This window comes from [Enterobacter] lignolyticus SCF1, assembly GCF_000164865.1.
GTDB classification, from domain to species: domain Bacteria; phylum Pseudomonadota; class Gammaproteobacteria; order Enterobacterales; family Enterobacteriaceae; genus Enterobacter_B; species Enterobacter_B lignolyticus.
Genome location: NC_014618.1, coordinates 1,044,290 through 1,056,676 on the forward strand (window position 1 = coordinate 1,044,290; position 12,387 = coordinate 1,056,676).

The window sequence follows — 12,387 nt, forward strand, 5'->3', positions numbered from 1 at the left end:
TACGCCATGAGGATGACCCGACGACTCCGCCTGCAGCCGCGCGCGGCGCTGCTGATTTTCCTGCTGCTGGTCGCCAATCTGCTGGCCTGGTGCTGGGCGTGGCGGGCTTTCGGCCACAGCGGCGCGCTGATGGCGGCCAGCCTGCTGGCCTGGGGCTATGGCCTGCGCCATGCGGTGGATGCCGACCATATCGCGGCGATTGATAACGTCACGCGCAAAATGATGCAGCAGGGCAGGCGCCCGTTCGGCGTTGGAGCATGGTTTTCGCTCGGCCACTCGTCGATTGTGGTGCTGGCCTCGGCGGCGATTGCCGCAACGGCAACGGCCTTCAGCCGGGATATGGCCTGGCTTCACGACGCCGGTAGCCTGATCGGCACGGCGGTGTCTTCCGCGTTTTTGCTGGCGATGGCCTTCGTCAACCTCGTGATTTTGCGCAGCGTCTGGCACAGCTTTCAGGCGTTTAAGCAAGGGAAGCCGTTTAGCGAGAGCGTGGCGACCGGCGGCGGCATGATGAGCTGGCTGTTCGGCAAAACGTTCCGCCTGGTGAACAAGAGCTGGCAGATGTATCTGGTGGGTTTTTTGTTCGGCCTCGGGTTTGATACGGCGACGGAAATCGGCGTGCTGGGGCTGTCTGCGGCCAGCGCCTCCAGCGGTATCGCTATCTGGTCGATCATGGTGTTTCCGGCGCTCTTCGCCAGCGCCATGGCGCTGGTCGATACGCTCGATAACGTGCTGATGGTCGGGGCCTACGGCTGGGCGTTCAACAAGCCGCAGCGCAAGCTGTACTACAACATGACCATCACCGGCACCTCCGTTGTCGTGGCGCTGTTTATCGGCGGCCTGGAAGCTCTGGGGCTGGTGAGGGATAAGTTTGCGCTCAGCGGCGGCGTGTGGGCGTGGATTGGCGCGCTGAACGAGAACCTCGGCAACGCCGGGTTTATGGTTATCGGCCTGTTTGCGCTGTGCTGGGGCGTGTCGATGCTCAACTACCGCTGGCGGGGATACGATTCGCTGGCGGTCCGGCACTGATACCGGCAGGGGCGGTTGAAAGGGGATACGTAAATGAGCGTAAGGGAAGACGTTTTTCCCTGTGCTCGTTGTTATTATAAATTATGTGAATAATCAATGAATTATTCATATAAATTTTATATATCACCTTTTAACCAGGCATATGGAAATGAAAAAGTATCTGCTTCCCTTCGTTGCTCTGTTACTTTCGTTTGGCGCACAGGCCGCTTCTTACTCTGATGGAAAAGAGTTCGTCTCTCTGAAAAAAACGGTGCAGGATGCGCCCCCCGTGCTTGAGTTCTTCTCCTTTTATTGCCCCTCCTGCTATCAGTACGATGAAGTGATGAAAGTGGCTGACAGCGTGAAGAAAAAGCTGCCTTCCGGCGTGACGTTAACGCAATACCACGCCAGCTTTATGGGCCCATTAGGCGAAGATCTTACCCACGCCTGGTCGGTCGCAAAACTGTTGCAGGTAGAGGACAAGGTCAAGCCGCTGATGTTTGAAGCGGTGCAAAAAAATCGGTCGGTTAACACCGTTGACGATATTCGCGCTGTTTTCGAAAAAGCGGGGGTTAATGCCAGTGACTTCGACGCGGCATGGAATAGCTTTGCGGTGAAATCCTTAACGGCAAAGCAGAACGCCATGGCGCAGGCGGTTGAGCTATCCGGCGTGCCCGCCATGTTTGTTAAAGGGCAATACCAGGTAAACCCGAAAGGGCTTAATACCCAGGATGTCAGCGCGTTTGTGACGCATTTTGCTGAGACGGTTGATTACCTTTTGACTACCCGTTAATGGCCGCCCCGCTGTTGGCTATTTATGCAGTAATGCCAGCAGCGGGGACCTGACCGCTGCTTTGTTATATCTCTACCTAATACGCCCTATTCCCTTTCCCGCATTAATAATGCATCCATCTTACTATGTGCTCCAGCACTTGACTGTATCCGTGAGGTGCTCCTGGTACCGTAACAAGTTTGGTCAGCTGCGATTCCTTTACTATTTAAAATACTGCCATTGCTTTTTCGATCTTATTATTCGGTTTTATCGAATTAGTGCTATTTAATATCTGAAGAAACAATTTCGTGGAAAATTAAATTATTGGCATTTGCTTAATCCAGTTTCGCATAAATAAGTAAAGTATTAATATTGCGATAATTTGTTAATTTATTTTTATGTAATATAAAAAAACATAACTGGTGTTAAATTTAATGGATTGTATAGATTTTTGTGTGTCATTTTGATGTTTTCAACTTAATTTTATGTGTTTGTTGGTGTTTTGTGCTTTTGTTTTGACTGTTTGATTTGTTATTGGTCTGATTATTGTATTTACGCAAGATAATCGATCGGGTAGGGTATTACCTACATAAGAAGTGAGGGAATGTTGAGCTAATATTTAATCTTTAATAAAGAGCACGCTCATTACGTGTTTTTAAAGAGATTATTTTAGTTAGCTGGTTTGTTTATATTAATATTGTCAGTGCTCTTTTTATTAATGTGAGTGAATGCCTCGGGCGGTAAGTACCTATAGGGACTGAGAAAGCTAAAGTGAGAAGGAAGAAAACCCTTTATGTTAAGTCTAAAAACTGAACTTAAAAATATTTTAGCCATAGGTGCACACCCGGATGATATCGAGTTTGGATGTGGTGGAAGCCTGGCTCACTATGCCGATATCGGGGTTTCAATAATTGCAATCGTTCTAACTGAAGGAAAAGCAGGATGCCATGAAAGTGTTAACAGGGTTGCTGAAACAAGAACAGCATTAGCACATTTAGGTATCACGCAGGTAATTAACTTCGATTTTGATGATACACGTCTCGGAATGCAGTTAGATGCTGTTATTAAAGCATTGGAAGACGCCATCTACGGACATATCCATCTAGCGGAGGGGGTATCGCGAGTTTACACAATGTGTCGTAGCGATCGTCATCAGGATCACCGTATTGTTTATGATGCATCCATTGTTGCCTGTCGCATGGCTCGGCAAATTCTATGTTACGAAACACCGAGTACGTGGGCATCTTTTGCTCCGCACGTATATGCCGAAATAAGTCAGGATAATATGGATAAGAAAATAGTTGCTTTGCAGGCACATAATAGCCAATTGCACCGAAACTATATGCAACCCGATCAGGTACGTGCTGTTGCCCGTTTTCGAGGACAACAGGTGGGATGCGAAATGAGTGAAGCATTCAGTATTCATAAAATGGTGCTTTAAGCATGAAAACGTTAATTTTCATGATGATGTGTATGGCAATGCTGCTTTATCTTCTGGTTATCCTGCGGCGAAAGCCTAGCCAGAATCTGGATTCTGTTGAAGCTATTATCCCTGCATTTAATGAAGCTCCATGCCTTGAGGCTTCTCTGACGAGTTTGCTGAATAATCGATATATAAAGCGGGTCATTTGCGTTAATGATGGTTCGACAGATGATACGGCAAAGGTACTGGAAATGATGGCTGCGAGGTGGGGAGAACGACTGTTAGTTATTCATCAAAAAAATACGGGTAAAGGAGGTGCGCTGATGAATGGCGTAAAACATGCAACAGCGGAACATGTATTTCTTAGCGATGCCGATACGCGTATTCCTTCTGATAGTGATGGACTTGGTTTTTTGTTGGCAGAAATTGAACGGGGCGCGGATGCTGTTGGTGGAATACCTTCTTCAGATTTAAGAGTTGCAGGGGTTCTCCCGCATATTCGCGCGACAGTTAAACTCCCAATGATTGCGATGAAGCGTACGTTACAACAGGTTTTGGGCGGAGCTCCATTTATTATCAGTGGGGCGTGCGGCATGTTCCGCACGGAAGTATTGCTGAAACATGGCTTTTCCGATCGAACAAAAGTAGAGGATCTCGATCTGACATGGACATTGGTTCAGAGAGGGTATCGCATCCGGCAGTGTAACCGTTGTATTGTTTACCCTCAGGAGTGCAATACATTACGTGAGGAGTGGAAGCGCTGGCGTCGCTGGATTGTCGGTTATGCTGTCTGCATACGTTTACACAGAAAAATACTGCTTACGCGTTTTGGTTTATTCAGCATTTTACCTATGTTCTTTGTGGTTGCCTTCGGTGTACTGATTTATCTGACTGCCTGGGGAATGTCATTATTGGAAAGTGATATCGCCGGCGTATTTCAGACCATCTTTCCTCTGTTATGGGTAACCATAGTATGCAGTATAGGTTTTTTAAGCGCGCTGCTACACCGATCGTTGTCTTTGGTTGTGCTGGCACCTTTGTCAGTACTGTATGTTCTTCTTTCCTATGCAATATGGATGATTCATGGAGTTCCTGCATTTTTCACCGGCCGAGAGCCCACAAGGGATAAACCCACAAGATATACACATATGGTGGAATCGACTCACCCCGTTGTCGATAAACAAACGACTGCAGCAGCATCAAAATCTGAATCTGCAACAAGGTCCGAAATATCCCGGTGTTAATATTTCTATCGGTGCGGTTATTGATGAGAAAAATGGGCCTGTATTGATTGGTCACGGTAGCAGAATATGCCATGGTGTGGTTTTAGAAGGACCCGTAGTAATAGGCTCAAACTGTCTTATTGGTAATTATACATTCATTCGCGCAGGAACTTTTCTCGGAAACGACGTACGAACGGGGTTTGCTGCTGAGATCAAAGGGTCTGTAATTGAAGACGGTGTGCGAATTGGTCCGCAATGCTTTATTGCGGACAGCGTACTTGAACCACGCGTATATCTTGGTGCGCAGGTCAGAACCAGCAACCACCGCCTCGATGGACGTACAATCAGTGTTCATGTTGGCAACCAGATAATTGACTCCGGAAGAGAGAAACTCGGTTGTCTGATCGGCGCGGACTCAGCTTTAGGAGTACAAGTCATTATTTTACCAGGAAGAATTATCCAGCCAGGAACCCGTCTGGCGCCGCGAATTACCGTTGAGCGTAATTTGCCCGTTGGTGATTACCGTTTGCGACAGGAATTGATAAATGTAGAGAGGAAGTCATGAGGAATACCCTGTTTTTTCTTCCTTGTATGATACTAACCCTGCCCGCATATGCGGCTGGGGAAGTTTCTGCAGGATATGAATATACTGATTATAGCTCGCAATATGGAAAGCGTAACGTTGCGTTTATAGAGGCCGTTAATCGACTGGAAAATAATGGTGCCGTTGCACTAAATGTAGCTCATGGGAAGCGAGAATATAATGGTGGCGTATCGTTTGAGGGAACTCGAGGCAGAGGGACTCTGTGGTATAACTGGACACCAGCTATTTCTACTAGGTCTGGCCTGTCAGTTGCTGATAATAGTCCCGTTTTTGCTCAGCGCGAGGTATTTGGCGACATTAACGTTAAAGTACTTAAACCAGTAGTACTGACGTTAGGTGGGAAGCATTCGGAATATTATGGAAACACGGAAGTAAACTCCTGGTCAGTTGGCGGGAGTGTATATACCCGCTCGTTAATTACGTCATATCGCTATTCACATTATTACACGGTCGGTTCTGGAGATAGTGATAGTCATTTACTATCTTTAAAAATAAAGGATTTCACCGGAAAAGGGAGTACACAGTTATGGATAAGTACGGGGACTGGCGCGTATGTTTATGACTGGATGCCAGGTGTTCAACGTGGAAAACTTCATAGTATCAGTCTAAAACGTAATCAGCCATTAACAAACGATCTGGCGCTAGGGGTGTTATTGGGAAAACAATGGTATGAAACACCTCTGTATAGCTACAGCGGACTTTCTGGTCATGTATCATTGAATATTAGGTGGTAATGCGATTTTTATCCATGAGCTATTTCACTTTTAATGGATGTTAAAGTGAATATGCTGGTTTATTGCTATTTCTGCTTAAGGAGGGAGTATGGGAAACTATTATTTAGCGGAAGTATCTGGTCTTGATTCAATGCAGGTACAACCCAGGAATATTTGCACGCTATCATCATCGTGCATAAGCAAACCGCGTGAGGCTATTTTAGTAGATAATCTCTGCGTGACTTCATTTACGTTAGTTTGCATCAGAAGTGGAAATATAAAAATAACAACTGAAAGCAAACAAATCATTGAATGTGAAGCTCCCGGAATGATTGTTCTTGAAAAGGAACAAACAGTAAGTGTGCTCCTCGAAGATATCAATGGGCATCTTTCATTTGAAGTATTAGAAGTACCGCATAATATATTGATGAGCACGTACGAGTTGCTGACTGAAAATCTACAAGCTATACCAACAGGGGTAATCAACCATCCGAGGGTGGTTTATACCGAGGATTTCCCGGCCAGACGCGAGGTATTTGATTCATTAAAAAATAAATTAATTTGTCAAGATAAACAACATTCGCCAGGCGAGTTCAAAAGCGATAGCATAGATAGTGGCTTAGTTCCTAATTCTTTACTCTTTGTATTATCATTTTTTATTCGCCATCCGGTGGCGGCAGGAATGTTATCGCGTTCTATAAAAATGAGTGTCAAAGATAAGGTCTATAGTATTATTTACGCAGAACCAGAAAGACAGTGGAAGTTGGCTGATGTTTCATCAATGATATTTATGAGCGCATCGACACTAAAGAGAAAACTTGCTGTAGAAGGAACAACTTTCAGTGAGCTTTACCTTACTGCCAGAATGAACTTGGCAACAAAGCTATTGCGCGCTGGAAAACACAGTGTGAGTACAGTTGCTGTTTTATGCGGTTATGACAGCGTCTCATATTTTATTTATTGCTTTAAAAAAAGATTCAATATTACACCATCAGCATTTATGCGTTCGATAAATCATTGATTAACTATGTTTTATTTTTATTTAAAACGCTGCGGTGCGATGTTTTTCTTTATTCTTTATTGCAATTCAGTTATCGCGGATTGTTTCGAGAATGCAGGGCGTGATAGTTATATCGACCCGGATCTTTTACGTGCAATAGCCAGGGTTGAATCAAATTTTGATCATTTAGCTATCGGCAAAAACCCTACAAAGGGATTCGGCGTTGGGATTATGCAAATTGATTCGCAGCACTTTAGCTACCTGCAAAAATTTGATGTTAGTCCTGAACTGTTGCTGGATAAATGTATAAATATTTATGTTGGTACATATTTCTTAAAGCTGGCCATGAACAGAGTTGGGAATAACTGGGATGCAGTCGGTGCATACAATGCGGGTTTTTCAACCAAGCCGCGACAAATAAAAAAGCGACAGCAGTATGCGAAAAAAGTGCGCAAGCACTATCAGATCATAAAGCGAAAAGAAAAACCTGGCATGTGAGCTTAAAATTACACTATCGGCTCTGTTAACGATAACGTTACAGGATGTTAATTTCTATAATTATCGTGTTAGTGAATTTCAGTGATGAATCATTGCTAATGAAATGGATGAATGTAAAAAACCATAAATGGATAGTCTATCCGGGAAAGGTTGGGTGTGGTTTTCTTATGGGAGTTATCTATTTACTGATGCTTTCATGGGTAAATCCATTGATCTTTGATGAGTTTATATTCTGGTCCCATGATCTTTTTAATATCCTCAAGAGCAGTTCTCTTGAGATAGTATCCTCAAAGGAGTAGTTATGATCGTTGTTTATAATAAAACTCAGGCATTGAAGGAACAAGCTCGTAAAAAACTGGCGCAATATCAGGAACTGCGTAAGCAGCGTGGTATGAGCCTCCTGGAAGTTATTATCGTTCTCGGTATTATCGGTACGATTGCTGCAGGCGTGGTGGTGCTGGCACAGCGTGCGTTTGATTCTCGCGCGGTGACTGAACTGGTTACCAACACCAATACCGTGCGCGTTGCAATGAAGGATGCTTACCAGCGTGATGGTAGATACCCTGCATATGTATCACCATTGACGTTAACGGGCGATACGATTAAGACTACAACCGATGCAATTTCCGCAGCTCAGCTGACGCAGCTGGGTAAAATCACTCCGGATGAAGTGCGTAATAATATTTCTGGTGACTTCATCGGCATCGGCGGTGCGATTACCGTAGCTGGTGCAACTGGTCCAAATGCCCTTAAAGGGTTTGCCATGGAACTGAATGGACTGAGTCAGGAACAGTGTCGTTCCATTCTGGGCCAGGTTGGCAACAACTGGGAATACGTAGCTGTAGGGACGTCTGGTTCGGGCAACTACTCCCTGACTGCAGGCGGTGTTGATATGACTGCTGCATCAGATGGCACTGCTATTCTGCGTAGCCTTGGTGCGGATGGTCAGGAGTCTCTGAATTCTGCCAAGCTCCTGGCTACCTGTACTGCTACCGTTAACTCCATTACGCTGGCAAGCCGCTAATTATTATTAACCCTGAATACTGGTTTTCCATCCGGAGGACCAGTATCTTTACTCAGGAATTAGTTATGAGAATGAAGGGTTTCACGCTTCTGGAAATGATTATCACGCTCGCTATTATGGGCGTGGCTATGATGTCGATTGTAAAATATAAAGAAAAGGAAGCGAACGAAGCCAGGAGACAGATTGTTTCTAATGCATTAATTTCTGAGATTGATGGTATTTTAAAGTTTGTTTCCGATGAGAAAGTGTTGGTAGGGCGCCCGGGTAAAGAACAAGAGATAATTAACCCATTGTATAGTGATACACCCAACAAACCTTATACAAACCGTACAAATAATAAAAGGTTAGAGGATTCCCTGTCAGTTAATGCTAATGAGATCATTAACTGGGGGGCGGGTAAATCGACCCGAATTCATTTTACACGGAAGTTTTGTATCAGTACGGGCACACAAGGTAAGTATGACTTCACGAATGATTACATACCCTGTGATGAGCCGAGTGTGTTAACCAATAGTGATTTTCGTATCAACCGAATAGACTTCGTAGGAAAAGATGCTTCTATCGGGAGTGCAATAGATCGCGTCGATTTTATACTTAGCTACGATAAACTAAGTCCTGATGATGCATTCTCTTTTACCAACTATGTGAATAGTCTTGAGAAAGCGGCAGAAAAATACTCTATCACTTTAAAGGACATTTATGTACTCGAACGCAGCTCCACTGGCGTGACTGGATGGGGGTTGGCTACTGTGGCCGGACAGCCCGTTACGTTGGCAAGTCTGGCGAAAAATTTAGCTTCTTTAGATAAAAACAAGAATTATGGCCTTCGGTTAAGTATCGATCCGAATAGTGGAAAATTTTTACGCGCCGATGGTCGTGTTGGAACTGATAAAGTGTGCTGGAATATAGCGAGCAAAATGTCCGGCCCCTGTCTGACGGCTGATGATACAGGTAATAACTTGGTGCTAACTAAAGGTTCTGGCGCAAATAACAATGAGCCAGGCTTGTGTTGGGATCTAAATACAGGTACCAGCAAATTATGTCTTACGCAAGCGGTAGGTAGCGATAGCAATAACAATGATGCTTCATTGCTAAAACTCAATGATGATGCAGGTAATCCGGCGACGCTGTTGGCGAATGTTTTAGTGGAAGAGACTTCTTTAACGGATGCAGGGAAAAAAGTATACAGGACAATTCCCAATACAATCTATTCTGCATTTGGAAACAGTACTGAAAATCATCTGGTAATAACAAATCCGGACAATTATACCGGCAATGTGACTACTGAAGAAGGACGTATTGAGCTCAATATTCAGGAGTGTCCTGTAGCCCCGGACGGTACAACACTCCATCCACGGCTGACGGCGTCAGTATCGTCTATTGTTGCCGATACAAGGGATGGGCAGGGGGGATATAAAGCAGACTTCAGTCAACTCTCTATTAACAGAAACAGTGGCGGGCAGTTGGGTCAGTTATCAGGTACAGCTATTCAGGTGAATCAATCTGCAGGGAAATGGTATATCACAGCGACCATGGGAGTATTTAACCCTATAGATAACTCGGCATTGGTATATTTAAATCCAAGGTTTTTATCTGTCAATATCACAACCTGGTGTAGTACTGAAGAACAAAATTAATTTCACGGAGAAAAATATGCAAGCAAAATGGAGTTTAGCCATTATTTTGGGTGCGTTATCTTTACAGGCGATTGCATCTCCTGTTGCATCAAATAATACAAAGAAAATAGCTAATCCAGAAAGCCCTTTTAGCGTTGACCGTCTATCTGAAGCCAATGTTATAACTGAAAGAGCTAAAGTTAATAACAATGGCATGGGGTCTTCCATTACGCTTAATGAAGGCGCTCTCTTGAGCCAGGAAGTTAAAAAATGGGCTGTTACTCAAAACTATAAGCTGCTCTGGGGTAGTGATAAAGACTATATTATCTACAGAGAAGTTAAGTTTAACGGAAAGTCTAATGAAGACATTCTGCGGTCGTTGGGAGAACTTTTTTCTTCAGAACAATATGGATTGGTGGTGAAACTGTATACCGGGAACAACGTGCTGGTTATAGACTCTCAGTAATAATAAGGTGTAACAAACATGAAGTTAAAAATATCAGTAATGCTTATGGCGATTGCATTGCAGGGATGCTCGTCTTTTGATGAAAAGTTTTCGATAGAAAATAAACTCGCTCAAAGCCCTGATATTCTGGAAGCAGAAGAGGTAAAATCTTCTCCTTTTACAATTTACAATACCCCTTTTTTGGGAAAGCCGGTTGCTTACAGTGAGGAGAAAAAACGTCTCCTGGAGCAGAAAATTTCTATTACCAGTTTCGATATAATGAGCATTGAGACGGTGATGAGTACTGTTGCCGCTCAGGCAGGGTTGACCTATAGAATTAAAGAAACCTACCCAGGGCAAAAGAAAGATGATGTGCAAAAGGAACTGCATAATGTAAATTTTAATGGGACGGTAGATGAATTTATCCGTTATGTATCAGCACTGTATGATGTTAGTGTAAAGCTTGATAAAAATAATATTTTAAACATTTCCTATTATGAGCATTATGCTATCAAGTTGGATTTTTATGGGGAAAATAATAAGTTTGAAACCAGCATCGATCTTTCTGGTAATGAAGCTACATCTAGCGGTGGATTGAAAGGAAAGACGGAGCTGAAGTTTGAATCCAGCTTTTGGGATGATGTCGATAACATGGCTAAACAGTATGTAAGTAGCGGTAATTATAATATTATTAAGGACGCTTCTGTTTTGGCATTCATAGGCCGCCCATCGGAGCATCGTATGCTGGAAGAGGTGCTGAAAAAGCATCGTGAAGATAACAATCGCCAGTTTGTATTGACCTATAAAATATTTACCATTGACAAAAAGAAGGTCCAAAAGCTTGGTGCAGCCGCTAATGTTAACTATCTCAATGGTGGTACAAATTTAGGTATTGATCCCAGTTTACTCACGTCACTAACGGGAGCGAGTTTTGGGCGTGATTTCTGGACTCCGTTAGAAAGTAAACAAAAATTCAATATTTCGGGGAAAATTGAAGCGATCTATCAATTGACCGGGAAAAACGTACTGCAGAGCGGGACATTTATTACGCGGAATAATGTGCCTGTACCTGTAAATTTAACTCAAACACAGAACTATATTTCTGGAAGAACGCAGACGACTAATTCACTGACATCTGTCGTTGATACCACTATTGAAACTGATAAGGTAGTGACGGGTTCTAGTTTTATATTAACACCACGTATATTATCTAATGGTACTATTGAGGTTGTTAGCGCATTTACTAAAAAGACGCTCAACTCTGTGGAAAATTTTGAATCTGTTCAGTTGCCAAATGTCAGTACGACGGAAATGTTTAATACCTCTGTTCTTAAACCGGGAACGCTTATGGTTGTTGCTAAATACGAAGGTGGGGAGGAGAACGACGATCGTGGTGCAATGATATTTGGTGGCAATTATAACCGAGAGAATAGTGATAACACTATCGCAATGATTGTTGGGATAGATTATTATCGAGCTCCCGTAATGGCGCCATAAATTATGAAGCTTGAGCAGATTGCAGATGAAAAAATAGCATTGGGAGTCGTTTGGGTTTCATCGGAAAATACGACAAAAAAACTGACGGATGCCAGACAAAGGAGCTGGAGGCGCGTAGCAGAAAAACACCATCGGCGGATTGAGTATCTTAATGCAGACAAGAAAGTGTGTTCAGGTTACAGTTCAGAAGTTTACGCTCTAGGTGAACCCTTCGCGCTCTACGTCCGTAATGTTTTTGGTGACGGTATTTACTATACAAATGATTCTGACGACGAGAACTATCTGTTAGCAATTTACAACGGCGAAGTTATTGAAGGAACTGATATTTTTTTAGATGGTGCATTTTTTGAATGTTATCGTGAGTATATACTATCGAGCGATTATGCATCTTTGTCATGGAATTGCTTAACCATTGCTCATATTGAAGAGGTGCTGGAAACCAATCACAATTATAAAAAGAGTGTTAGCAAGAAGAAAGTCACGTATTTATCTATGATGCTTGGAATAGGTGTGCTCTTTTTATCATTATTTGGTGTAGTGCTTAAGGTTTTCATAGGGACTTGA

The 12,387-nt window shown here is 43.4% G+C and carries 13 protein-coding genes; all 13 read left to right on the forward strand.

The window, feature by feature from the left end; translation table 11 throughout:
* The first annotated feature begins 12 nt into the window (after positions 1-12).
* The 13 genes from ENTCL_RS04975 (at position 13) to ENTCL_RS05025 (ending at position 12,387) form a co-directional block, all read left to right on the forward strand.
* The gene (locus ENTCL_RS04975; RefSeq protein ID WP_418112712.1) at positions 13-1,029 is read left to right on the forward strand and encodes a HoxN/HupN/NixA family nickel/cobalt transporter; all 1,017 of its coding nucleotides are present in this window, start codon (positions 13-15) and stop codon (positions 1,027-1,029) included.
* A 148-nt stretch (positions 1,030-1,177) separates the two neighbouring features.
* Positions 1,178-1,801 (forward strand): thiol:disulfide interchange protein DsbA, encoded by a 624-nt coding sequence (dsbA, locus tag ENTCL_RS04980; protein WP_013365021.1) that lies wholly within the window; start codon positions 1,178-1,180, stop codon positions 1,799-1,801.
* Between the two features lie 772 nt (positions 1,802-2,573).
* Complete coding sequence (locus ENTCL_RS04985) at positions 2,574-3,221, forward strand: PIG-L deacetylase family protein (RefSeq protein ID WP_013365022.1); 648 nt, start codon at positions 2,574-2,576, stop codon at positions 3,219-3,221.
* Positions 3,222-3,223: 2 nt separating this feature from the next.
* Positions 3,224-4,447, forward strand: coding sequence for a glycosyltransferase family 2 protein (locus tag ENTCL_RS22650; RefSeq protein ID WP_013365023.1), 1,224 nt, complete (start codon positions 3,224-3,226; stop codon positions 4,445-4,447).
* Positions 4,380-4,991: an acetyltransferase gene (locus ENTCL_RS22655; protein ID WP_420805092.1), complete on the forward strand. Its 612-nt coding sequence runs from the start codon at positions 4,380-4,382 to the stop codon at positions 4,989-4,991. Before ENTCL_RS22650 ends, ENTCL_RS22655 begins: the two co-directional genes overlap by 68 nt.
* On the forward strand, positions 4,988-5,764 hold the full coding sequence (locus ENTCL_RS22660) for a YaiO family outer membrane beta-barrel protein (protein ID WP_013365025.1): 777 nt from the start codon (positions 4,988-4,990) through the stop codon (positions 5,762-5,764). The genes ENTCL_RS22655 and ENTCL_RS22660 overlap by 4 nt, the downstream gene beginning before the upstream one ends.
* Positions 5,765-5,852: 88 nt before the next feature.
* Entirely contained in the window at positions 5,853-6,764 is a 912-nt protein-coding gene (gene hilD / locus ENTCL_RS22665) for a transcriptional regulator HilD (protein ID WP_013365026.1), read from the forward strand.
* A gap of 39 nt (positions 6,765-6,803) precedes the next feature.
* On the forward strand, positions 6,804-7,241 hold the full coding sequence (locus ENTCL_RS04995) for a lytic transglycosylase domain-containing protein (protein ID WP_013365027.1): 438 nt from the start codon (positions 6,804-6,806) through the stop codon (positions 7,239-7,241).
* A 301-nt stretch (positions 7,242-7,542) separates the two neighbouring features.
* Positions 7,543-8,265, forward strand: coding sequence for a type IV pilus major pilin (locus ENTCL_RS05005; protein ID WP_013365028.1), 723 nt, complete (start codon positions 7,543-7,545; stop codon positions 8,263-8,265).
* A 65-nt stretch (positions 8,266-8,330) separates the two neighbouring features.
* Positions 8,331-9,902 (forward strand): type II secretion system protein, encoded by a 1,572-nt coding sequence (locus ENTCL_RS05010; protein WP_013365029.1) that lies wholly within the window; start codon positions 8,331-8,333, stop codon positions 9,900-9,902.
* 16 nt (positions 9,903-9,918) lie between these two features.
* Complete coding sequence (locus ENTCL_RS05015) at positions 9,919-10,347, forward strand: TcpQ domain-containing protein (RefSeq protein WP_013365030.1); 429 nt, start codon at positions 9,919-9,921, stop codon at positions 10,345-10,347.
* Between the two features lie 18 nt (positions 10,348-10,365).
* The gene (locus tag ENTCL_RS05020; protein ID WP_013365031.1) at positions 10,366-11,823 is read left to right on the forward strand and encodes a type IV pilus biogenesis protein; all 1,458 of its coding nucleotides are present in this window, start codon (positions 10,366-10,368) and stop codon (positions 11,821-11,823) included.
* 3 nt (positions 11,824-11,826) lie between these two features.
* Positions 11,827-12,387, forward strand: a complete 561-nt coding sequence (locus ENTCL_RS05025; RefSeq protein ID WP_013365032.1) for a hypothetical protein — start codon at positions 11,827-11,829, stop codon at positions 12,385-12,387.